General features: G+C 61.0%; 17 protein-coding genes and 1 pseudogene. 7 read left to right on the plus strand and 11 right to left on the minus strand.

Translation table 11 applies throughout. The features are described from left to right. Positions 1 to 52: 52 nt before the first annotated feature. From AB4O05_RS17050 to AB4O05_RS17065, 4 genes and pseudogenes are all read left to right on the plus strand, one after another. Positions 53 to 754 (plus strand): response regulator, encoded by a 702-nt coding sequence (locus AB4O05_RS17050; protein WP_460136473.1) that lies wholly within the window; start codon positions 53 to 55, stop codon positions 752 to 754. Between the two features lie 3 nt (positions 755 to 757). Then, a pseudogene (locus AB4O05_RS17055) lies at positions 758 to 2,063 on the plus strand (ATP-binding protein). A gap of 58 nt (positions 2,064 to 2,121) precedes the next feature. After that, positions 2,122 to 2,901, plus strand: a complete 780-nt coding sequence (locus tag AB4O05_RS17060; RefSeq protein ID WP_460136471.1) for a class I SAM-dependent methyltransferase — start codon at positions 2,122 to 2,124, stop codon at positions 2,899 to 2,901. Positions 2,902 to 2,984: 83 nt separating this feature from the next. Beyond that, positions 2,985 to 3,770 (plus strand): sulfite exporter TauE/SafE family protein, encoded by a 786-nt coding sequence (locus AB4O05_RS17065; RefSeq protein WP_460136470.1) that lies wholly within the window; start codon positions 2,985 to 2,987, stop codon positions 3,768 to 3,770. Here the strand turns inward: AB4O05_RS17065 and AB4O05_RS17070 are convergent. After that, the gene (locus AB4O05_RS17070; RefSeq protein WP_460136469.1) at positions 3,767 to 5,005 is read right to left on the minus strand and encodes an acyl-CoA dehydrogenase family protein; all 1,239 of its coding nucleotides are present in this window, start codon (positions 5,003 to 5,005) and stop codon (positions 3,767 to 3,769) included. The two genes, AB4O05_RS17065 and AB4O05_RS17070, sit on opposite strands and share 4 nt — an antisense overlap. A gap of 267 nt (positions 5,006 to 5,272) precedes the next feature. Here AB4O05_RS17070 and sfnG point away from each other — a divergent pair, with 267 nt between their 5' ends. Continuing rightward, on the plus strand, positions 5,273 to 6,358 hold the full coding sequence (gene sfnG / locus AB4O05_RS17075) for a dimethylsulfone monooxygenase SfnG (protein ID WP_460136468.1): 1,086 nt from the start codon (positions 5,273 to 5,275) through the stop codon (positions 6,356 to 6,358). A gap of 114 nt (positions 6,359 to 6,472) precedes the next feature. Here sfnG and map read toward each other — a convergent pair whose 3' ends face one another. Beyond that, positions 6,473 to 7,228: a type I methionyl aminopeptidase gene (gene map, locus AB4O05_RS17080; protein ID WP_460136467.1), complete on the minus strand. Its 756-nt coding sequence runs from the start codon at positions 7,226 to 7,228 to the stop codon at positions 6,473 to 6,475. After that, positions 7,225 to 7,428, minus strand: a complete 204-nt coding sequence (locus AB4O05_RS17085; protein WP_460136466.1) for a ParD-like family protein — start codon at positions 7,426 to 7,428, stop codon at positions 7,225 to 7,227. The genes map and AB4O05_RS17085 overlap by 4 nt, the downstream gene beginning before the upstream one ends. 273 nt (positions 7,429 to 7,701) lie before the next feature. Between AB4O05_RS17085 and ilvA the strand changes: the two genes are divergently transcribed. Together ilvA and AB4O05_RS17095 are read left to right on the plus strand one after the other, a co-directional pair. Further along, a complete protein-coding gene (gene ilvA, locus AB4O05_RS17090; protein WP_460136465.1) occupies positions 7,702 to 8,724 on the plus strand; it encodes a threonine ammonia-lyase, biosynthetic in 1,023 nt (340 codons plus the stop codon). A gap of 227 nt (positions 8,725 to 8,951) precedes the next feature. Next, positions 8,952 to 9,221: a DUF1652 domain-containing protein gene (locus AB4O05_RS17095; RefSeq protein WP_460136464.1), complete on the plus strand. Its 270-nt coding sequence runs from the start codon at positions 8,952 to 8,954 to the stop codon at positions 9,219 to 9,221. Between the two features lie 117 nt (positions 9,222 to 9,338). Here AB4O05_RS17095 and AB4O05_RS17100 read toward each other — a convergent pair whose 3' ends face one another. The 8 genes from AB4O05_RS17100 to AB4O05_RS17135 form a co-directional block, all read right to left on the minus strand. After that, a complete protein-coding gene (locus AB4O05_RS17100) occupies positions 9,339 to 10,274 on the minus strand; it encodes a carbohydrate kinase family protein (protein ID WP_460136463.1) in 936 nt (311 codons plus the stop codon). A 12-nt stretch (positions 10,275 to 10,286) separates the two neighbouring features. Further along, positions 10,287 to 11,768 (minus strand): xylulokinase, encoded by a 1,482-nt coding sequence (gene xylB / locus AB4O05_RS17105; protein ID WP_460136462.1) that lies wholly within the window; start codon positions 11,766 to 11,768, stop codon positions 10,287 to 10,289. Positions 11,769 to 11,883: 115 nt separating this feature from the next. Further along, positions 11,884 to 13,365 (minus strand): mannitol dehydrogenase family protein, encoded by a 1,482-nt coding sequence (locus AB4O05_RS17110; RefSeq protein WP_460136461.1) that lies wholly within the window; start codon positions 13,363 to 13,365, stop codon positions 11,884 to 11,886. 18 nt (positions 13,366 to 13,383) lie between these two features. Then, positions 13,384 to 14,487 (minus strand): ABC transporter ATP-binding protein, encoded by a 1,104-nt coding sequence (locus tag AB4O05_RS17115; RefSeq protein ID WP_460136460.1) that lies wholly within the window; start codon positions 14,485 to 14,487, stop codon positions 13,384 to 13,386. Positions 14,488 to 14,523: 36 nt separating this feature from the next. Then, positions 14,524 to 15,354, minus strand: coding sequence for a carbohydrate ABC transporter permease (locus AB4O05_RS17120; protein WP_460136459.1), 831 nt, complete (start codon positions 15,352 to 15,354; stop codon positions 14,524 to 14,526). 10 nt (positions 15,355 to 15,364) lie between these two features. Continuing rightward, a complete protein-coding gene (locus tag AB4O05_RS17125; RefSeq protein WP_460136458.1) occupies positions 15,365 to 16,258 on the minus strand; it encodes a carbohydrate ABC transporter permease in 894 nt (297 codons plus the stop codon). A 134-nt stretch (positions 16,259 to 16,392) separates the two neighbouring features. Then, on the minus strand, positions 16,393 to 17,715 hold the full coding sequence (locus tag AB4O05_RS17130) for an ABC transporter substrate-binding protein (RefSeq protein WP_460136457.1): 1,323 nt from the start codon (positions 17,713 to 17,715) through the stop codon (positions 16,393 to 16,395). A 226-nt stretch (positions 17,716 to 17,941) separates the two neighbouring features. Next, positions 17,942 to 24,001 (minus strand): hypothetical protein, encoded by a 6,060-nt coding sequence (locus AB4O05_RS17135; protein WP_460136456.1) that lies wholly within the window; start codon positions 23,999 to 24,001, stop codon positions 17,942 to 17,944. Between the last annotated feature and the right edge of the window lie 73 nt (positions 24,002 to 24,074).

The following is a 24,074-nucleotide window of genomic DNA, read 5'->3' on the forward strand; positions in this document are numbered from 1 at the left end:
GGCGTATATCCTTGCACAATCCTGCAAAACTGTATTTTTTGGAAACACCTTCATGCCCAATATCCTCCTGGTGGAAGACGACGCCGCCCTCTCCGAGCTGATTGCCAGCTACCTGGAGCGCAATGGCTACCACGTCAGCGTGCTCAGTCGTGGCGATCACGTGCGTGAACGGGCCCGTCTCAACCCGCCGGACCTGGTGATCCTCGACCTGATGCTGCCCGGCCTCGACGGCCTGCAAGTCTGCCGCCTGTTGCGCGCCGACTCGGCCGGCCTGCCGATCCTGATGCTCACCGCCCGCGACGACAGCCACGACCAGGTGCTGGGCCTGGAAATGGGCGCCGACGACTATGTCACCAAGCCCTGCGAGCCCCGCGTGCTGCTGGCGCGTGTGCGCACGTTGCTGCGCCGCAGCAGTTTGTCCGAGCCCCAGGTGGCCAACGACCAGATCCTGATGGGCAACCTGTGCATCGACCTGTCGGAGCGCACCGTGACCTGGCGCGAGCAGCCGGTGGAGTTGTCCAGTGGCGAATACAACCTGCTGGTGGTGCTGGCGCGGCATGCCGGTGAAGTGCTCAGCCGCGACCAGATCCTGCAACGCCTGCGCGGTATCGAGTTCAACGGCACCGACCGCTCGGTGGACGTGGCCATCTCCAAGCTGCGCCGCAAGTTCGACGACCACGCGGGCGAGGCACGCAAGATCAAGACGGTATGGGGCAAGGGCTATCTGTTCAGCCGTTCCGAGTGGGAATACTGAGCCATGTTTCGTGTGCTGCTTCGCCTCTACCTGATCACCGTCGTCACCTACAGCGCGGCGATCTTCCTGATTCCCAAGCTGGTGATCCAGCTGTTCGAACATCGCTACCTGGATTACAACGTCGAGCAGTCCCGCGGCCAGCAGATCCTCATCGTCAAGCAATACCTGCGGGCGCCGGTGGAGCGCTGGTCGCAGGTGACCGAGCAACTGGGCCGCGACTTCGCACCGCTCAAAGTGCAATTGCTGTTGCGCCAGGACGCCAGTTACACCCCTGGAGGAGGCCGCGCGGCTGGAGCAGGGCAAGTCGGTGGTTCGCCTGGGAGATTGGGGCTGGATGGAGGAGGTGAGCTCACCGATCAATGAGCAATTCGTGGTCAAGCTGACCATCCCGCCCGACCCGCTGGACATGAACCTGCTGTACTGGTCGATGAACGTGCTGATCGGCGGCGCCCTGCTGGCTTGCCTGCTGGTGTGGTTGCGCCCCCATTGGCGTGACCTGGAACGCCTCAAAAGCACCGCCGCGCAATTGGGCAAGGGCAACCTGGCCGAACGCACGCATATCCCGTCGAGCTCCAACATCGGTAGCCTGGCGGCGGTGTTCGACACCATGGCTGGCGATATCGAGCACTTGCTCAACCAGCAGCGCGACCTGCTCAATGCCGTCTCCCACGAGCTGCGCACACCGCTCACGCGCCTGGACTTCGGCCTGGCCCTGGCCCTTTCGGAAGACTTGCCCCAGGCCAGCCGCGAACGCCTGCAAAGCCTGGTGGCGCACATCCGCGAGCTGGATGAGCTGGTGCTGGAACTGCTGTCCTACAGCCGCCTGCAAAACCCGGCGCAACTGCCGGAACGGGTCGAGGTGGTACTCGATGAATTTATCGACAGCGTGCTGGGCAGTGTCGACGATGAGCTGGAAAACCCCGAGATCGTCATGGATGTGGTGCTCGACTGCGCCGTGGAGCGCTTCAGCCTCGACCCGCGCCTGACCGCCCGCGCCTTGCAGAACCTGCTGCGCAACGCCACGCGTTATTGCGACAGGCGTATTCAAGTGGGCGTCAAGGTGAGCGCCAACGGCTGTGAGATCTGGGTGGACGACGACGGTATCGGCATTCCGCTGGACCAGCGCGAACGTATCTTCGAGCCGTTCTACCGCCTCGACCGTAGCCGCGACCGCGCCACCGGCGGTTTTGGCCTGGGCCTGGCCATCAGTCGACGCGCCCTGGAGGCCCAGGGCGGCACCTTGACGGCCGAGGCGTCGCCGTTGGGCGGGGCGCGGTTTCGCCTGTGGTTGCCCAGCGCGGCTGATTAGAAAAAACCTGAGGGAAGGCGCACACTGTGCGCCCGCTTAACCTGAGGAGAGATGGCCAATGACTGATGTTCACGCGTCTGCGCAACGAGGTTTCTCCACCCAGGCCGTCACCTACGCCCAAGGCCGCCCCGGTTACCCGCGCCAACTCACCGGCTGGCTCAGCGACACGCTGCAGATCCAGGCGCAGTCCACCGTGATTGACCTGGGCGCTGGCACCGGCAAGTTCACCCGCCTGCTCAGCACCCTGGCGCCGACGCTGATCGCCGTGGAACCGGTGGCGGCGATGGGGGCGCAGTTAAGCAAACTGTTACCCGATGTGCGCTTGCTGAACGGTACCGCGCAATCCATCCCGTTGCCCGCCGCCAGTGCCGATGCGGTGATCTGTGCCCAAGCATTCCATTGGTTCTCGACCCAGGCCGCGCTGGCGGAAATCCACCGCGTGCTCAAGCCCGACGGGCGCCTGGGGCTGGTGTGGAATGTGCGCGATGAGTCGGTCGACTGGGTTGCGGCCATCACCGACATCATCACGCCGTACGAGGGCGACACCCCGCGCTTTCACAGCGGGCGCTGGCGCGAAGCGTTCACGGGCGAGTACTTTTCCGACCCCGAGCTGAGCTGTTTTGCTTACAGCCATGTCGGCAGCCCTCAGGAAGTGATCATGGACCGCTTTCTCTCGGTGAGTTTTATTGCCGCTTTGCCCGATGCCGAAAAAACTCGGGTAACCGAGCAGCTGCGCAGCCTGATCGCCACTCACCCGGCCTTGAAGGGGCGTGACACGGTGGCCTTCCCCTACCAGACCCAGGCTTACCTCTGTCGTCGGCTGACAAAAAAGGCATAAAGTCAGATCATATTGGTATAAGTCGTTATAAGAAAAATCGCTATCCTGCCGCCAGAAATTTTATCAGGCCGCAGGTAGCTGTAATGGACGTGGGTAACTTTGGTTTTGTCATTGCTGGCCTGATCGTTGGTTTCATCGTGGGCATGACCGGTGTCGGCGGTGGCTCGTTGATGACCCCGATCCTGCTGTGGTTCGGCATCAACCCGGCCACGGCAGTGGGCACCGACTTGTTGTATGCGGCCATCACCAAGTCCGGTGGCGTGCTGGTGCACGGCAAGAACAAGAACATCGACTGGACCATCACTGGCTGGCTGACCTTGGGCAGCGTACCGGCGGTGTTGTTGACCCTGTGGTTCCTCGCCAGCCTGCACACCGACCCCAGCGCAATGAACGCGGTGATCAAGCAGGCCCTTGGCGTGGTGCTGCTGCTGACTGCCCTGGCGATCCTGTTCAAGCAACGCCTGCTGGCCTTCGCCCAGCGTCATGCCGGCGATCACTACCATATGAACCCGCGCAACCTGAACGGGCTCACGGTCGTGACGGGAGCGGTATTGGGCACCATGGTCGCGCTGACCTCCATCGGCGCCGGCGCCCTCGGCACCGTCGCGCTGTTTATCCTGTATCCGTTCCTGGCCACGCGCCGCCTGGTGGGCACCGAAATCGCCCACGCCGTGCCCCTGACCCTGGTGGCGGGCCTGGGGCATGCCGGCATGGGCAACATGGACTGGCAGCTGTTGGGCTTTTTGTTGATGGGCTCGTTGCCGGGCATCTATGTCGGCAGCCACATGACCGGCAAGATTCCGGACAGTGTGTTGCGCCCGTGCCTGGCGATCATGTTGATGGCGGTCGGTTACAAGCTGGCGTTCTAAGCCTTCGCCGGGCCGTTGCCGATCTGCCACACAAACGGTGGCTCGGTGGCATTGATCAGCCAATCGCCGACGATGCGCGCCTTGTAGATCAGCGGGTTGTGCGACGACACGGTTCGCGCATTGCGCCAATGCCGATCCAGGGCTTTGCCCTGGCGCACATCCGAGGCGCCCAGCGCGTTGAACAACTGGCTGGTGGCGCGCTGGATCAACTCCGAGACCACCACCTGCGCGCTCGCCGATTCAATCTCGGCGGCCACATTGGCCTCGCGCTCGGCCACCTCATCCCCTCCAAACCGCGCCACGTAGGCCTGTTGTGCCGGCAGCGTGGCCCTCAAGGCGCTGGCCTCGGCGGCATACACCAGCGCCGCCACTTCGCCCACCACCTGCTGCACCTGTGCATCCTGGCTCACATGGGGCGCATTGCCGTGGCTGTAGATACGCTGGCGGCTGCGCACCTGATGGGCCACATCGCGCAATGCCGCGCGGCCGATACCGGCCAGGCTGGTCAGCAGCACCAGTTGGTAGAACGCGGTCTGGTAGCGGAAACGGGTGGCAAAGTCGATGACGTTGTCCGCCTCCACCCGCGCATCGGTAAAGCGCGAGGTGCCGCTGCCGGTGGTGCGTTGGCCGAAGCCATCCCAGTCGTCGCTGTGCACCACGCCGGGCTGGCGCGCACGGGTGGCGGCGATCACTGCGCCGCCGGTGTCGCTGCGCTGGGCGTAGACATCGATCCAGTCGGCGAAAATGCTGCCGGTGCTGTAGAACTTTTCACCGTTGAGCGTCCAGTGGTCGCCGTTGGGGCTGACCTGGGTGGCCACATCGCCGATGGCCACGTTGCCGATTTCGGTCCAGGCACAGCCGACGATATCGCCCTCGACAAAGCGTTTGAACCACAGGTCGCGGCCGGCACTCGGCGGCGCATTCAGGCGGTCTTCGGCAAACGCGAAGTGCCCGCGCAGGGCCTGGGGCACGTTGGAGTCGGCTTCGGCCAGTTCAATCAGCAACTCAAACAGCTGCGGCAGGGACGCGCCGCCGCCGCCGTATTCCACCGGTACGCGCACGGCGCCGAAACCGGCCTCCTTGAGCCATCGGATCGGCTCATGGGGCAGGGTGCGGCTGAGTTCGCGCTGTACCGCGCCGTCGGCGATGCGCTGGAAGATCGGCCGGAAACGCGCAGCCAGGGTGGGGTAATCGACGCCGATGGACAGGGGGTTGATGACAGAGTGTTCGGTCATGGGCAAGGCTCCGGGGCAGTGGTCAATGCTTGAGGTGATTGCACAGTCCGTGCCGGGTCTTAGGCCCCGTGTTTACGGGAGGTTAAGGCTCTTTACTGTTGCCCCAGCAACAGCGATTCGACAAAACGGCACAATCCCTGACACTTGCCTGCCTGCCCGTCAGGCCCGGTTTTTTCGCCGCAGACCTCATGGCGCGGGCGTTTGCCCATGCCTGGCACGCTTGCTGCTCAAGCCACCGATACATCCCTATGTATGAGGTCGTGCCAGATGAGTCAGCAAGCCGTGAAATTTGCCTATTGGGTGCCCAACGTCAGCGGTGGGTTGGTAGTCAGCAAGATCGAGCAACGCACCCACTGGGGCATCGACTACAACCGCAAATTGGCGCAATTGGCCGAAGCGGCGGGCTTTGAATACGGCCTGACCCAGATCCGGTTTACCGCAGGCTACGGCGCCGACAACCAGCATGAATCGGTGGCGTTCAGCCATGCGCTGCTGGCGGCGACTACCAGGCTCAAGGTCATCGCCGCGATCCTGCCAGGCCCGTGGCAACCCGCGCTGGCGGCCAAGCAACTGGCGACCATCGACCAGCTCACCAATGGCCGCATCGCCGTGAACATTGTCAGCGGCTGGTTCAAGGGCGAATTCCAGGCCATCGGCGAACACTGGCTGGAGCACGACGAGCGCTATCGTCGCTCCGAAGAGTTCATTCGTGCCCTCAAAGGCATCTGGACCCAGGACGACTTCACCTTCAAGGGTGACTTCTACCGCTTCAACAGCTATACCCTCAAGCCCAAACCACTGCGCCAGCCGGAAGTGTTCCAGGGTGGCAGTTCACGGGCCGCGCGCGACATGGCGGCGCGTGTCTCGGACTGGTACTTCACCAACGGCAACACTGCGCAGGGCATCAAGGCTCAGGTCGACGATATTCGCGCCAAGGCCGCAGCGAATAACCATTCAGTCAAGATCGGTGTGAACGCCTTTGTGATCGCCCGCGACACCGAAGAAGAAGCCCGCGCAGTGCTGGCCGAGATCATCGACAAGGCCGACCCTGAGGCGGTCAACGCCTTTGGCGACGCAGCCAAACAGGCGGGCAAGGCATCACCGGAAGGCGAGGGCAACTGGGCCAAGTCCAGTTTTGAAGACCTGGTGCAATACAACGATGGCTTCAAGACCAACCTGATCGGCACCCCGCAGCAGATTGCCGAGCGCATCGTGGCGCTCAAGGCGGTGGGGGTGGATTTGGTGCTGGCCGGGTTCCTGCACTTTCAGGAAGAAGTCGAGTACTTCGGCAAACGCGTATTGCCGCTGGTGCGTGAGCTGGAGGCCAAGGCCGGCATCCAGCAAGTGGCCTGACGCCGATCAAAATGTGGGAGCGGGCGTGCTCGCGAATGCGGTCTTTCAGTCAAGTATTTATGGACTGATCCACCGCATTCTCGAGCAAGCCCATACACATCTGTTCTGCGTCGTTCAGGAGGTGGTTTGCAGGGTCAGCACCTCGAACCCGTCCGCCGTCACCGCCACGGTATGTTCCCACTGCGCCGACAGGCTGTTGTCCTTGGTCACTACCGTCCAGCCATCCTTCAGGCTGCGCACCTTGGCGCCACCCTGGTTGAGCATGGGCTCCACGGTAAACACCATGCCTTCGCGCAATTCGAGCCCGGTGCCCGGGCGGCCGAAGTGCAGGATCTGCGGCTCTTCATGCATCTGTTCGCCGATGCCATGGCCACAGTATTCACGCACCACGCTGTAGCCATTGGCTTGCGCATGGCTCTGGATCGCATGGCCGATGTCACCCAGGCGGGCGCCGGGCCGGATCTGGCGGATACCGGCCCACATCGCTTCAAACGTCATTTCCACCAGGCGCCTGGCCTTGGGCGCGACGGTGCCGATCATGTACATCTTGCTGGCGTCGGCGATGTAGCCGCCTTTTTCCAGGGTGATGTCAATGTTGATGATGTCGCCGTCCTTGAGGATGTCGTTGGCGCTGGGCATGCCATGGCACACCACCTCGTTGATCGAGGTGTTGATGGAGAAGGGGTAGTCGTATTGCCCCAGGCTGGCCGGACGGGCCTTCAAGTCATGACGAATGAAGGCTTCGACAGCGGCGTCCAGCTCCAGGGTGGAGCGGCCGGCGGCGACAAAACCGTCGAGCATGCTGAACACCTGTGCCAGCAGGCGCCCGGCTTCACGCATCACGGCCAGTTGGGCGGTGGACTTGATCATTGGCTGCGCCCCCGGACCAGGTCGGGTTTGTCCAGCAACAGTTTGTTGATCAGTTCGTTGTACGGCAGGCTGGGGTTGAGTTCGGCGAGCAGGCCGATCTTGATCCAGAACTCGGCCTGGGCGTTGATGGAACGGTCCATCGCGGCGCTGGCCAGGCGCAGTTGTTCGTGCAGTGGGTCGGTGATCTTGACGATGCCCATGGTGTTCACTATGTGAGGTTTATATACAAAGCGTATATGTTTCGTATGCTCGGCGTAAACCCCCAGCGGCTAAATGGCCCGTGGCCATTGACTTGCCCGGCGGGCGCCGGTTAATTTCGTGACATGACATTTCAAGCCTTCCACAGCCAGCAAAGCATTATTACCGCCATTCCTCATTTGGCGGGATAGCGCTTGGCTGTACCCAAACCCGCCCTAGAGGCGGGTTTTGTTTTTCCGTCTCCAGGGCCCTTTACAAAACGCCAGGAGACATCGATGAGCACCTGCACAGCGCCCCCAGCCCGCGATACGGCACTGCTTGAGCATTACGTGAAGAAGATCCTCGCCGCGCCGGTGTACGACCTGGCCGTGCGCACGCCGCTGCAGGTGGCACCGGCGCTGTCGGCCGTGCTCGGCAATACCGTGCTGCTCAAGCGGGAAGACCTGCAACCGACGTTCTCCTTCAAGATCCGTGGCGCGTACAACAAACTGGTGCAGCTCACTGAGGCGCAAAGGGCGCGAGGCGTGGTGACCGCTTCGGCGGGCAATCACGCCCAAGGCGTGGCGTTGGCGGCGCGGGAACTGGGGATCGAGGCGCAGATCGTCATGCCCCGCACGACACCGGAGTTGAAGGTGCTGGGTGTGCGCACGCGAGGGGCGCAAGCGGTGCTGCACGGTGAGAGTTTTCCGTCGGCCCTGGCCCATGCGCTGCAACTGGCCGACACTGCTGGCTGCACCTTCGTGTCACCCTTCGATGACCCCGATGTGATCGCCGGCCAGGGCACCGTGGCCATGGAAATCCTGCGCCAACAGCAGGGTGCGCTGGACGCGATCTTCGTGCCGGTGGGTGGCGGCGGGCTGATCGCCGGGATCGCGGCCTACGTCAAATACCTGCGCCCCGAGGTGCGCATCATCGGCGTCGAACCCGCAGGCTCCAGTTGCCTGCTGGCCGCCCTGCGCGCCGGCGAACGAGTGGTGCTGCCCAGCGTCGACGGCTTCGCCGATGGCACGGCGGTCGCGCAGATCGGCGCCTACGGCTTTGAGGTCTGCCGGGACTGGGTGGATGAGGTCATCACCGTGAGCAACGACGAACTGTGCAGGGCCATCAAGTTGATCTACGACGACACGCGCTCCATCACCGAACCTTCCGGCGCCTTGGCCGTGGCGGGCATTCGCAAATATGTGGCGGACACCGGTGTGCAAGGCCGGACGCTGGTGGCGGTCAACTCCGGTGCGAATATCAATTTTGATAGTTTGCGATATGTTGCTGAAAGAGTGGCGGCCCACCTCGCTGTTTAATGCAAACTGCCGGGTTAAACGTTTAATCGAAGATGTTCGGCGATTATTTAAACGGGCCCGTAAGTTCAACTTTCATCTTTATAAGACACAGCAGTGCTTATGAAGAAAGGTTACAACGCGAGCGGATTTTGCCGAGTAGGCTTGGTGTTTGAAGGCGCCTTCCAAGGCTGGCAAGCGCTTGCATGACCATAACAATCTGTTGGCAGTCCAAAAAGGAGAAGTTGACCATGCTTTCGGAATTAGAGCTACGCAGCATTATTGAAAGTAGTTTCCTGCCTAAACGGTGCGAATGCACCAAAGCTGAAGATGCTTCGCTGACGATCAAAGTCTATGACGACCGCGACCGTGACCGGGTGGATCTGGAAGTCAAAGGGATAAACGCTGACAAACTCGACAGCAGTCGAGCCCTTTGCAACCTGATCACCGGTTTACGTGAGGACCTCAAGCAATCCCATGGACCTGCGCTGCAAAAAGTCGCAGGGCGCGCTTACTATTAGAGTGACCGCGAGTGGGACCCCCTCTGTGGGCCTGGTACATACCAGGCCCAGTGCTGTCTATTCTCGCCTTATTCCCGTCAATTCGTGTGCACGCTGCAGCTTTTGATCACCTGTGCGTCATAGTTGTTGCCGATACGGCAAGTCCGGGCCGGTCTTGGTGCAGGTCAGGGCGGCGGCACGAATGGCGAAGCCGAGCATGGCATCGATCTGTTCGCGGCTGAGCCGTTGCAGGCCCTCCACCGAATCCAGGTGGTGCTCGGTCAGCCAGGCAATCAACGCCGCCTGGAAGGTATCGCCGGCACCTACCGTGTCAGCCATGGCCACCTTGACCGCCGGTGCGGACCACGTGCCGTGCTGGCGGCTGAACGCCGTGGCACCGTCGCCACCACGGGTGAGGAACACCAGTTGGCAGCGGTGTTGCAGCCAGCCTTGCAGCACGCTTTGCGGCGACTGGCCGGGGTAGAGCAGGTGCAGGTCTTCATCGCTGACCTTGATCAGGTCGGCATGTTTGACCAGCTCGGCGACACGGTTGCGCCACAGCTCGATATCCGGTTGCGGGTTGAGGCGCACGTTGGGGTCGAGGCTGATCAGGCGTTTGCCGCTTTCACGCTCGACCAGCGCCAGCAGGGTGTCGCCGATCGGTTGCACCACCAGCGAGAACGAACCGATATGCAGCCCGCGCACTTCATCACCAAGGTCGGGCAGGTGCGCCAGTTGCAGTTGCCGGTCGGCGCAGCCTTCGCCGCGAAAGCTGTATTGCGGTGAGCCGTTGGCGCCCACTGCGACCATGGCCAGGGTGGTTGGCGCGGCGAACTCCACCAGGAATTGCTGGCTGACGCCTTCATCCTTGAGCACCTGCAACAAGCGGCGGCCGAGGAAGTCGGTGGACACACCGCCGAACAGCCCGGCGTCGATCCCCAGGCGGCGCAAGCCCACCGCCACATTGAACGGCGAGCCGCCGGCAATCGCCTTGTAGTTGACCCTGGACGCAGACCCGCTGGCATCCTCCTCGCTGAAAAAATCAAACAGCGCTTCACCACACACCAGATACATAGTCGTTCGCTCTTAAAGGGTTGCCACGAGCTGTTGATAGCGCTCATAGGCCTGCTGATAGGCACTGACACTCGCCGCCACCGGCAGGGTACGGCTGGCCGGGTCGACGCTCACGCATTTGTCGCACAGGCTGGCCAGGGATTCCCCGGACTGGCTCCATGCCGCCTGGATCGCCGCGCCCAGGGCGGCGGCTTCGCTTTGTTCGGTGCAGATCACTTCGGTGTTCATGATATCGGCGACCATCTGCCGCCACACCGGGCTTTTCGAGCCGCCACCGATCAGGCGGATGCGCAGGCTTTGCAGGCCGGTCTGGCGCAGCAGGTCCAGGCCGTAGCGCAGGCCGAACGTGGTGCCCTCGACCACGGCGCGGCACAGGTTGGCGCGGGTCAGGTTGGTCATGGTCAAGCCGTGCAGGCTGCCGGTGGCATGGGGCAGGGCGGGTACCCGTTCGCCGTTGAGGAACGGCAGCATGCTCACGCCGTCCGCGCCAATCGGCGCTTGCTCGACCAGGGTGTTGAACGCTGCAAGGTCCAGTTCGAACAGCTCACGAATCACGCCGGTGGCGTTGGTCAGGTTCATGGTGCAGATCAATGGCAGCCAGCCGCCGCTGGAGGAGCAGAACGTCGCCACCGACGCCTGTGGGCTGACGTTGGGTTGGTCGGCATAGGCATACACGGTGCCCGACGACCCCAGGCTCATGGTGATCACGCCCGGCGCGATATTACCGGTGCCGATGGCGCCCATCATGTTGTCGCCGCCGCCGCTGGCGACGATGGCATTGGGGTTGATGCCCAGGCGTTCGGCGATGGCGGGCAACAGGGGGCCGACCGCCTGATCGGCCTCAATCAGTTGCGGCAGCGCTTTTTCCAGGCGACCGCTCGGATCGATATGCCGCAGCAGCGCCACATCCCATTGGCGGTTGCGCACATTGAAGTAGCCGGTGCCCGAAGCGTCGCCGTATTCGGCGACGGTGCGGCCGGTGAGCCAGTAGTTGAGGTAGTCGTGGGGCAGCAGGATATGGGCGATTTGCGCAAAGATGTCGGGGTGTTGCTCAAGGGTCCAGAGCAGTTTGGACACCGTATAGCCCGGCGCAATGGCCACGCCCAGGCGCTCCAGGGAGCCGCTTTCGCCGCCCAGATGCTGCAACAGGCGCTCGTTTTCCGGCGTGGTTTCGGTGTCGCACCACAGCTTGGCCGGGCGCAGCACCCGGCCTTGCTCGTCCAGCAGGACCAGGCCATGTTGCTGGCCGGACACGCCGATGCCGAGAATATCCTGGCCATCCACGCCGGCCTGTTGCAGGGCGCGGTGGGTGGCTTCGGTAAAGGCGTCCAGCCATTCCTGGGTGTGTTGCTCGCGCCGGCCGTTAGCGCCGCTGAGCAGTGTATGCGCGGCGGCGCCCTGGCCCAGGACCTTGCCGCTCGACGCGTCGAGGACAATGGCCTTGGTGCCTTGGGTGCCGCAGTCGATGCCGAGAAACAGGTTTTGCTGGGTCATGATGGTGTGCTCCGCAGGAGCGAGCTTGCTCGCGAAAATTTCACTGACGCCGCGTTTTCCAGAGTGCCCGCGTTATCGTTAATGATGTTCGCGGGCAAGCTCCGCTCCTACATGTTCAGGCCGGTTTCTTCAGGAGGTGTTGCAGTGTTGCGGTGACACCGTTGTCGCGCAAGCTTATAAAACACCGCTCGAACGCTGCCACAAACTCAGGCGAGTTGGGAATAGCCGTGCCGAAAATCTCTTCTACGCCCAACAGGCGCTTGCTGATCAAGGCGTCATCATTTACCAGGCCCTGGCAGAACTCGGCACGCGGATCGGGGATCTTGTAACTCACGCCGTTCTCATCCACACCCTTGAGGTACAACGCCCATGCGGCGACAACCAGTGCGGCGCGTTGTGTCTCACGTGCGTCGGCAATCAGGCGATTGATCGTCGGCACCGTGAACTTGGGAAACTTCGACGACCCGTCCGAACACACCCGCTCCAACTGGTCGGCAATCGCCTGGTTGGAAAAACGCTCCACCAGGGTCTGCTTGTACTCAGTCAGGTCGATCCCTGGCACCGGCGCCAGGTGCGGCGTGACGTCCAGGTCCATATATGCACGCATATAGGCCACGAACAGCGGGTCGTTCATGGTCTCGTGAACAAACCGATAGCCCTTGAGAAACCCCAGGTAGGTCAGGGCCAGGTGACTGCCGTTGAGCAGGCCGATCTTCATTTCTTCATAGGGCGTCACGTCGTCGGTGAACTGCACGCCGACTTTCTCCCAGGCCGGGCGACCGTTGACGAAGTTGTCTTCCAGCACCCACTGCACAAAGGGCTCGCACACCACTGGCCAGGCATCGTCGATGCCGTGTTCATCGTGCAGCTGCAGGCGGTGGGCAGTGCTGGTCATGGGGGTGATGCGGTCGACCATGGCGTTCGGGAAGCTGACGTTGGCCTTGATCCAGTCATGCAGCTCGGCATTGTGCAAGGCGGCAAACGCCAGCAAGGCCTTGCGGGTGACGGCGCCGTTGTGCGGCAGGTTATCGCAGGACATCACGGTAAACGCCGGCACCCCCGCCGCGCGGCGCTGGGTGAGGGCGGCGCAGATAAAACCGAACACGGTCTTCGGTGCCGTTGGGTGCGCCAGGTCATGCTGGATCTGCGGCAGGTGGGCCATGAACTCGCCGTTGCTGTCGTCGATGCAGTAACCGCCTTCGGTGATGGTCAGCGAGACGATACGAATCTGCGGGCTGGCGAGTTTGTCGATCAGTGCCTGGGCGCCATCCTCGGCCAGCAGCATGTCGCTGATCGAGCCGATCACGCGCACTTCGGTATCGGCGGTGTCGCCCAGTTCGTACAGGGTGAACAGGTAGTCCTGGCCGGCCAGGTCGTCACGGGCCTTGCGGTCCTCGGCGCGCAGGCCGACACCACAGATGCTCCAGTCCAGGCCCTCACCTGAGTTCATCAGCGCATCGGTGTAATACGCCTGGTGCGCGCGGTGAAAACCGCCGACGCCGATATGGGCGATGCCCTGGGAAGTGCTTGCGATGGCGTACGCCGGCAGTTTCACTTCGGGTGCCAGTTGGGTGAGGTTCTGTTTATTCAATTTCATCTGGTAATACTCTCGAAATCAGGCGGCGGCGCGCAGTAGTCGGGTCACGGCCACGCCGTCGGTGTCGAACAGATGGCAGTGCGCCGGGTCCAGGTGCAGGTGCAGCGTTTCCCCGTACTGGCTGGCCATGTCACCACGGATACGCATCGTCAACGGCTCGCCATTGGCGGTGATGACATGGCAGAACGTGTCGCTGCCCAGGCGCTCGCCCACATCGGCGGTGACGGTCAGGGCGGTCTGGCCGGGCGTGGCGATTTCCAGGTGTTCGGGGCGGATGCCCAGGGTCACGGCGCTGCCCACGCTCAAGGTCGGGCCGCTCAACGGCAGGCTGATCAGTGTGCCGGCGTCCAATTGCACGTCGCAGCCCTGGCCTTCGACACGGGTGACGATGCCCTTGAGGAAGCCCATCTTCGGCGTACCGAGAAAGCCCGCCACAAACAGGTTGGCCGGCTGGTGATACAACTCCAGCGGCGAGCCGACCTGTTCGATGCGGCCACTGTTGAGCACCACCACCTTGTCGGCCAGGGTCATGGCTTCGACCTGGTCGTGTGTCACGTAGATCATGGTCGCCTGCAGTTCCTTATGCAGGCGCGCCAGTTCCAGGCGCATCTGCACGCGCAGGGCGGCGTCGAGGTTGGACAGCGGTTCGTCGAACAGGAAGATCTTCGGGTTGCGCACAATCGCCCGGCCGATGGCCACGCGCTGGCGCTGGCCGCCGGAGAGTTGCTTGGGCTTGCGCTCCAGCAGCGGGCCCAGCTCGAGGATGCGCGCCGCTTCGCTGACTTTGCTTTCCACCAGCTTCTTGTCGACACCCGCCAGGTCCAGGGCAAACGACATGTTCTTGCGCACACTCATGTGCGGGTACAGCGCGTAGGTCTGGAACACCATGGCCAGGTCGCGCTTGGCCGGGGTCACTTCGGTGATGTCGCGGCCATCGAGTTCGATGGTGCCTTCGCTGACTTCTTCCAGGCCCGCGATCAGGCGCAGCAGCGTGGATTTACCACAGCCCGACGGGCCGACGAAGACCACGAATTCCTTGTCGTTCACTTCCAGGTCGATACCTTTGATGATCGAGAAACCTTCGAAGCCTTTTTGCAGATTCTTGATTTTCAGGTTGGCCATGACGGGCCTCCGCTTCTGAATTTTTATAAGAGACCGTTACTTCACGGCACCGAAGGACAAACCGCGCACCAGCTGTTTCTGGCTGATCCAGCCAAAGATCAGGATCGGCGCGCAGGCCAGGGTCGAGACGGCGGACAATTTGGCCCAGAACAAGCCTTCGGGGCTGGAGTAAGAGGCGATCAGCGCGGTCAACGGTGCTGCATGCGACGAGGTCAGGTTCAACGACCAGAAGGCCTCGTTCCAGCACAGGATCAGCGACAGCAGCACGGTGGAGGCCAGGCCGCCCTTGGCGATCGGCAGCAGCACCCGGACCATCTCCTGCCAGAGGGTGGCGCCGTCCAGGCGCGCGGCTTCGAGGATGTCCTTGGGGATGTCCTTGAAGTAGGTGTACACCATCCACACCACGATAGGCAGGTTGATCAGGGTGTAGATGATGATCAGCGCAATGCGCGTGTCCAGCAGGCCAAAGCTCTTGGCCAGCAGGTAGATCGGCATCAGCACGCCCACCGGCGGCAGCATCTTGGTCGACAGCATCCACAGCAGCGTGCCCTTGGTGCGCTGGGTTTCGTAGAACGCCATGGAGTAGGCGGCCGGCACCGAGATCAGCAGGCACAGCGCGGTGGCGCTGAAGGAAATGAGCACCGAGTTCCACGCATAGCTGAAGTAGTTGCTGCGCTCGTTGATGTGCAGGTAGTTCTCCAGCGTCGGCGTGAAGATGAACTGCGGTGGCGTGGCGAACGCATCGATTTCAGTCTTGAAGCTGGTCAGCACCATCCAGAAGATCGGAAAGAAGATCAGGATCGCGATGGCCCAGGCCAGGGTGCCGAGCAACAGGCTCTGCAAGCGACGGGATTGTTGAAGCGTCATGGCGCGGCCCTCAAGGCTTGTCAGTCAGGTTTTTGCCGATCATCCGCACCAGGATGATCGCCGCGATATTGGCGATGACCACGGCGATCAAGCCCCCGGCCGAGGCCATGCCCACGTCGAACTGCACCAGTGCCTGGTTGTAGATCAGGTAGGCGAGGTTGGTCGAGGCGTAGCCCGGCCCACCGTTGGTGGTGGTGAAGATCTCGGCGAACACCGACAGCAGAAAGATCGTTTCGATCATCACCACCACGGCAATCGGGCGGGCCAGGTGGGGCAGGGTCAGGTGCCAGAAAATTGCGATGGCGCCGGCACCGTCCAGGCGCGCGGCTTCCTTTTGTTCCTGGTCGAGGGACTGCATGGCGGTCATCAGCAGCAGGATGGCGAAGGGCAACCATTGCCACGAGACAATGATGATGATCGACAGCAACGGGTAGTGCGCCAGCCAGTCCACCGGCTCGGCGCCGAACAGCTTCCAGATCGCCGCGAGGATCCCCGACACCGGGTGGAAAATCAGGTTCTTCCAGATCAGCGCACCGACGGTGGGCATGATGAAGAACGGCGAAATCAACAGCACCCGCACCACGCCACGCCCGAAGAACTCACTGGCCTCCAGCAGGGCACTGATCAATACGCCGAACACCACGCTGATCAGCAGCACGCTGCCGACCAATAACAGGGTGTTGGTGGCGCCGGGCAGGAACCCCGAGTCGGTGATGAAGTAGGTGAAGTTCTCCAGCCCCACGAACTGGTTTTCGCCAGGGTAGAGCAGGTTGTAGCGGATCAGCGAAAAGTACAGGGTCATGCCCAGCGGCACGATCATCCAGAGCAGCAGCATGGCGACCGAGGGCGTGACGAGGAACCAGCCGGGGTTGGCCAGGCGGCTTTTTCGGGGTGTTGTATTCATGGTGATCAAGACCGATTAGAGGCAGGTGCGCAAAACCCCTGTAGGAGCGAGCTTGCTCGCGAAAAAGGTACATCCGACGCCGACATGCGCCCGAAATACCTTCGCGAGCAAGCTCGCTCCTACAGGATCGGGGGTTACTTGGGGTAACCGGCCCGCTTCATTTCACGCTCGGTGGTGGTCTGCGCAGCAGTCAAGGCTTGATCGACCGTTTGCTGGCCGGTCAGCGCACCGGAGAAGAACTTGCCGACCTGGGTACCAATGGCCTGGAACTCAGGAATGGTCACCAACTGGATACCGATATATGGCACCGGTTTGAGCGTAGGCTTGGTCGGGTCCGCGACTTTCAGCGATTCCAGGGTCACCTTGGCGAATGGCGCGGCCTTCATGTATTCATCGCTGTAGGTCGACTTGCGCGTGCCCGGCGGTACGTTGGCGATGCCGTCAGTCTTGGCCACCAACTGGCTGTATTCCTTGGAGGTCGCCCACGTGGTGAACACCTTGGCGGCGTCCTTGGCCTTGGAGCTGGTCGGGATCGCCAGGCTCCAGGAGTACAGCCACGACGTGCCTTTGTCGGTTTTCTCGTGGGGGGCAAAGGTGAAGCCGACGTGGTCCGCCACTTTGCTTTGGGTCTTGTCGGTGACGAACGAGCCGGCCACGCTGGCGTCCACCCAGATGGCGCACTTGCCACTGTTGAACAGCGCCAGGTTCTCGTTGAAACCGTTGCTGGAGGCACCCGGTGGGCCGGATTTCTTCATGTTGTCGACGTAGAAGTTCAACGCGTCTTTCCACTCAGGCGTGTTGAATTGCGGCTGCCATTTCTCATCGAACCAGCGTGCACCGTAGCCGTTGGCCAGAGTGGTGATCAGCGCCATGTTCTCACCCCAACCGGCTTTGCCGCGCAGGCACAGGCCGTATTGCTCTTTGGATTTGTCGGTGAGTTTGGTGGCGAATTCGCCGATCTGGGTCCAGGTCGGGTGCTCGGGCATGCTCAGCCCGGCGTCCTTGAACAGGTCAGTGCGATAATAGGTGATCGAGCTCTCGGCATAGAACGGCAGGGCGTACAGCGAGCCCTTGACCGACAAACCGTCACGCACCGAAGGGAATACATCGTCGAGGTCGTAGGACGCCGGCAGGTCCTTCATCGGTTCCAGCCAGCCCTTGGCGCCCCAGAGTGCGGCTTCGTACATGCCGATGGTCAATACATCGAACTGTCCGCCCTGGGTGGCGATGTCGGTGGTCAGGCGCTGGCGCAGCACGTTTTCTTCGAGCACTACCCAGTTCAGCTTGATCTCCGGGTGCTCGGCCTCGAAGGTTTTCGAGAGCTTCTGCATGCGGATCATGTCGCTGTTGTTGACGGTGGCAATGGTCAGGGTTTGCGCGCCAAGGCTGACGGCGCTGAGGGTCATGCATGCAGTCATGCAAGAACAGGCAAGCAGAGTTTTTGCTGTGAACTTCATCGCGCACTCCATTTCCGCGCCCAGGGGCTACAGAAGGACAGTTATTGTTGTTGTGTCTTCCTACAGGGAGTCAGGAAGAGTGTGCGTTGATTACAGCCTTGAAATGGGGGCGTGACAAATCCTTGGGAACACTGGGACTGATACTTTTTTGCACTCAGCATAAGGACAGCGAGGACGCCGCTCGCTTGGCGTCCTCACTCCCGGCCGAGTGCCGAGGGGTTAAACCTCAGGTGCCGACCTTATGGGGGCCAAAGCGAACCGGGCGATAATCAATCGGAAGCGTGATGTAGACCGGTTGTGCAGTCGTGCCGATATTGGCCTGAATCACCGTGCCCACGTCTTTTCTCACGGAAAACACCCTGAACTGGTTGTGAAAGATTTTATTCAGGTCATTTTCCGCCAACCACTGAATATCGTCCTCTTTAAACTTCGGGTGTTTTGTTCGGGCGCGTTTTAACAGCCGTTGATATTGCTCATTGAGGTCTGTGCCTGCCAGCCATTCCGTGGTTACCGGGCCTTCGAAGCCTTTCACTGGTACGCCTGTCAGCCGATGCAGTTCGGCTGAGAATGAGCGGTCGCCGCCACTGGCAGAAAAGCAGGTCAAGGTCCGGACATTGGGGTAATCGCGAATGTCCACGCCCCGCTCAAGCAGTTTTTGGTTGACCTCGGCGGCCGAGTAGCTTGCGTTGTTGTCACCGACGATTTTTACCGGGTCGCCCGGATTTTGCGGCTCAGGGGCGTGCCCGATGATATTGAGCCGGGGTTTGCCGTCGTAGGTGTCGACAAACGTCTGGATCTCGCCGTCAAGTGGCCGCACGGTCTCCATCGGGCCTCCCAGTGTGATTCGGCCGTATGAAGGGCGCGTGTACAGGGTTGTCGGTTCGATGAGCAACGGCTGGGACAACGCTCGCATGCGGTCGATGTCAAACTTGCGTTGGGCGATATTCTCCGGGTTAAACACACTGACCCTGTATTTGCGTCCGGTCAGTGCATTGCCGTAATGGTCGAGGGCTTTGCCCACGGAGCCGCTGTTCAAGACTTTTTCCAGCCCGGCTTTCATCGCGTCTTCCGAGGTGAAGGTTGCCAGCCCGTAGTTTGGATCGTAATGGAACCAGGTCTTTTTGCTGGCATCCACGGGGTCGACCCTGACGCCTGCCACCATTCCATGGTTTTCAGAACTGATCATCAGCGTTTTGGAGGCGGTAGGGTTACTCAACTGCGTAATGATGTTTTTGTAGGGCGTGGGCGCGTCAAATCCGGCACCGTGAAAAGTGCTCTGTTCACCCACCCGGGCTTGCAGCGACGAGAGCTCGTTCATGAACCTGGAGCCCGCGACGGACTCAGGGTTCGCCATGGCCAGCGCCAGATTATCGATCAACGTATTTTCGGTGCCCTCCGACAGGGCCAGGGCCATGGCATTGGAGAGCGCGGCGCACTCACCTTCGGCGTCCACTTGCGTGAGGCTCAGGTAGAAGCTTTGCGGCATTCCTCGGACGCTGCCACCGGCTGCTTCTACCTCCCGCTTGAACACTTCGGTGTTGATACGTGCCTGGCCGATGATCAGTCTTTCTCTTTGCCGAACCAGGCTGCCCACTTGTTCTGCGCTGAAGTGGGAGTCGGCAATCAGCTGCTTGATTCTTTGCGCGCCCATGTCGGGGCGATAACCCGGTACCGTGTTCGGGTTTACTGTGTCGTAACCGGCCTGGTAGGCGGCCTGCTCGCCGTGTTTGGACTTGATCAGATTGACTTGGTACCTGGCATCCAGCTCCGTGTCGTCCTTGGCCGGGGAGAAGAGGTCAAACAGGCCGTTAACGTTGCGTTTGTTGCTTTCGGGCACGAACCCCTTCAAAGCCGGCCCTTGCGCCGCCATAGTCCTGGCGTTATAGGCGTACCACTCGCCATCCTGGCGTATAGCCGTAAGCGTGGTCTTTTCGGTCGCGCCGGATCGAACCAGCGTGCCATCGGCCATGTCGGCCGTTGGGATAAAGTGCTCGGCTGTGTGTTCAGCCCATTCGCTGCCCTGCAGGCGGCTGAGCGATCTGAGCGTGTTGGCAGTGCTGCTGGCGGTGATTTCCCTGAGCGCAATGTTTTCGGCGGCTTCGGCCCCCCGTTTCTCGATGAACCTGCTCGACACCTTGGCGGCCGCCCAGGCCGCGCCTGATTTCGCCAGGTTCCAGACTTTGCCAAGGCCCTCGGTGGTGGCATAGATGGCAATATCAACCGCAAGGTCTTGTGCCGCTTGCAGGTATTCACCGTGGTAAACGTCCAGCAGGCTGGAGCCGCCTGGCAGTACGCGCAGCACCTTTTGGAAGTAGTCGCCGGGTTCCAGTCCGTTTTCGACCGCGTTGCCTGACCCACGATGGAGGCCGACAAACTCACGCTTGCGCAGGTAGACGGTGTCTACCAGCACCTTTGCCAGGCGGTCCAGTCTTTCGCTGTCGTAGGTGGGAGACACCTCGGAGCCGCTGCGCTCGCGGAATTCCTCTTGTACCAGCAGCGGGCGTTTGTCGCCGTCGTGGGCATCTACCAGGCTGAACTGTTCACTTGTCCTTAACACCACTTCGGACGTGACGCCCTGTTTCGGCGGGCTGCCATGGGTGAAGGCTTGAGCATCGATCGCAAGCGTGACTTTTTGGCCCAGCGACGTCGAGGGGGCAATGTCGGGGATCCTCACCACCTGCCCGGTCGCCGGGTAGACCGCGAAGTCCCTGCGTACGCCCTTGTAACGGGACGTCATCACCATGCCGCTGCCGGCGCCCTCGACGCGCAGAAACTCCACGGCACCATAGTTGAGGCTATTGCGCTCCTCCAAAGGCAGCTTGCTCAACATGTCTTTGAAGAGCGTGAGGGTGTGTTTCCTGCGCAGCGTAAAGTCTTCTTCAATCGCCGCGTCGAATGTCTGGTTGATATCCGGTAACTGCGCGGCCTGGGCGCGCAGGTGGTCGACATCCGACGTCGCCCGTTCCGAATGCCAGTTGCCACCCAGGCGACCCGCCTCATAAATCTCGACAATACTTGCGCGAATATTGGAAAAGACCCCACCGATCATTTCCAATACATCCCTGCTCTGATAATCGATGGCGTCGCCGAATTTTTCCTTGAGCGCCTCAAGGGCCATGGCCCGCCTGTTCGGTGGAGGGAATTGGCTGAGATAACGCCTGGCTTCAGCCATGTCCTTGACGTGTTTCTGGAGTTTTTCCTGGCTGCTGTTCAGCTGTTCAAGGGTGTATTCGTCCTTGTCGCTTTTGACGAGACAGTTATTGATGATTGCCCAATCAATCACCGGGTTCATCTGTGCGATGGCCTGCGACCGGGCTTCGGCGGCTGAAAGGGGAGCGATCCTGTGAAAACCCATGACCTGCTGGTAGGTCATGTTCGCGCTGGCGCCAGGGGCGATCTGTTCGATGCGGTTCACTGCGGTGGTAAAGCTGACCCACTCGGGGCAACCTAAGGTCAGCGTTTGCGGCTGCTCCTTCACGATCAGGTGCGGCGCCAGGCCCGACAGCATCAGGTGCGAGACGACTGGAGCGAGGTTGGCCGGCACCTTTTGGCTATCGGTCAGGTGGTGGTTGAAACGCTGAATAATGTGTTCGCTGCCATGCCCCCAGTTATCCGGTTGCATGACATCGAAACGGGCCACGACGTTGCGCTGGGTGCCGGCCATTGGATCGACTTCCAGCACCAGCGCGGTCAATAGCCACTGCTTGAGGCTCGTCTCGGTGGCGGCACCTTTGAGCTCGGTTTGCAGGTGTGTGGCGAGCGCCAGAGCGTTGTCGCTGGACAGCAGTTGATCCAAGGCTTGCTCGGGATCGGCACTCAGGTTGTTGAGGCCGGCGCTGAGGTAGCTGAGGAGGTTGTCATGGGCGCCAATGGATTTTTTCACACTCTCGGTGACGGTGCTGCGTTGTTCGGTGCTCAGCGGTATAGCCGTGGACAGAAACCCCCAGCGATTGCCCAGGGCAGGGGACTGTGGAACGGCGGTCTGCAAGGCCAGCAATAAGTTATCTGTCTGAGCACTCGTTGTTGCTGGGTACCAACCTTGATCCGCCAGGAACTGTTGGACGGTCGTGACGCCTTTGGGTTGGTGGGATGAGTGCGGATCGACCCTGAAGCGGGTGTCCTCGTCGTTATCGATATTGCCGTTTTTCAACTGGTCGATTAACGCATAGCGGTCATTACTGTTCCCCAGCGCTGTTATTTGCCGGTTCAGCCAGTTCAGGATTTTCGCGGTTTTTTCAGGTTCTGTCGGGAAGCGCTTTGTGCGGCCTATCAATTCAGTATCAGCGCCGAACTGCGCGCTGCTGCAGTCGGTGCTTATCCCATAGAAGCGGGCGATCCACTCAAAAGGCGCGCTGCCGTTGTCGGCATCCGACAGCGTGATCGGCTGCCCGTGTGCGGCAACTATTTCGGCGGCGGTCAGCACCGGCTTAAGCGCGTCGAAGTATTCGGGATGGTTTTTTTCAACTTCGGCATTGGTAAAACGTTGGTCAACGCCATTGACCTTGCCGACCAGCGCTTTGTCCGTGGGGTCAAAGCGCAGGGAAGCCGGGTCGATATTCTGCTGTTCGGCCCACTGGGTGAAACCACGGCTTTTGAGGGCTTCGCTCAGGAATGTCTGCCATCGGCCGAACAGACTGTTGGGCGGGATCGCTTCGATGGTTGTTGACGCGGCATTGCTCGCATCGGTTTTCAGTTCGAGCATGGCCTTGTGCAGCGCTACAGCGAGTTCGCCGTCGGCACGCGCCACGGTATCAGCGGGTGTTTCAGTGCGCGCCAGTGATACGTCCGGCTCGGCCTGCGTTGCTTGCACCTGGACGTTTGATAGTTCTAGACCCTCGGTGACAGCGCGGCGCAGCGCCTGAAAAGCGCGCGCGCGTTCATCGGTGGGGGGTTGGATTTTTCTGGCGGCAGCGAAGCCTTCCTTTATTAACCCAGAGCATATTTCCAGCTTCTGTTTCAGCTCGCCGACATCCTGGTTTTGTGCATAAAAATTCAAGATAAAGTCGACTGGATAGATGACGCGGCGTTTTAAGGGGTTACGCACTGCCGTGGTCGATCCGGCTGCGAGACGCTTGGCCAAGCTCACGATCTCGCCAGCGACGGCAGACCAGCCCGATTCATCGTCAATCTTGAATGCGCTCTGGGTCACGCCACCGTCGGCGTCCTCTACCTTGCATAACAAGTCGCCGGTTTGAGGCGCAATGTGGATGCTTTCCAGAATAATGTTCTTCTGCGCTGCAAAGTTCAGGAAGGCAGGCGCTGCAAGGGCGTCATCCAGGGCATTGAGTACGTGACCCAGAGTGGATGCTTCAGGAGGTATCACGCCATTGCGGTTGAAATTGACCCGGCCCAGTGCAGGCTGATTTTTTTCCCATAGGAACCTGCCAGCTGTTTGCGCCAGCTGCCGGTCAGCTTCATCCAATTGGCTTGCCCTGGCGTCGGGTTTTTGCGGCGAAAACGCTTCAGGATCGTCGACGAGCCTGTCGGCAAGGGTTTGGATCGCTTCCACTTGTCGTTGTTTTACATCCGCGTACTCAGGCTTGATTTCAACCTGATCAGGGTAACCGTTGTGCAGGGAGGGAAATGAGAAGTTACGTTGAATAAAACGGATGAAGTCGAGGGTGCCGGTCTTGGTGTTTGTGTAGCTGGCGCTATAAAAGGCTTGGACCAATTCGTATCGGGTAGCCTGCTCGCCGGCGTAGACAACAAAGTCCAGGGTGGGGGCCAGTTCGCGGGCCACCGCCATGACCTCTGCGCACGCCTGTGCCCAGCCCGGTAAATTATTGCCGAACGTCACGAGTTTGCCGTCAACTTTGCACTGAAGCGTTCCGGCGCGAAGGTCCAAGGTGCATTCGGAGGTATCGATGTGGTGGGTCTTGGCATAGGTTGCAAAAGGCTCGGCATTGAGTGCCTGGGTCAAGCGCGACCATGCCAGGCCAAAGGTGGAGTGAAGGGGGATGTCGGAAACGATGCGGCTGGACTGTGTATTGGCTGCGCCTGGCTCAAGTGAAGCTACCCGGTTCATCAGCGTGGCGGCCAATTGTGCGGCTATATCCTGGTCACCTTGCTTGACCAGCGACTCTGCTTTGTTATGCGCGTGCGCTGTAAGGCGCGGCGTTTGCATCGAGATGACACGGGGCGCGCTGCGTCGAGAACGCAGGCGGGTATCCGGTGCCGTTGACGCGTGATTGCCCTGCATGGCCTGATCGGAACGCTCTATCTCTGTGCTGTCTGGCTGGGGTGTGAGTATTGATTGGCGCGTGGAGATGGATTCTGAAATTCTCATGAGCGTGTTCCTTCGGACAATGCGGAGATACCTGCCACGAATTCGTGTGCTTAGGGTATTTGGCGGTTCCTGA

Source organism: Pseudomonas sp. S1_G07, assembly GCF_054668565.1.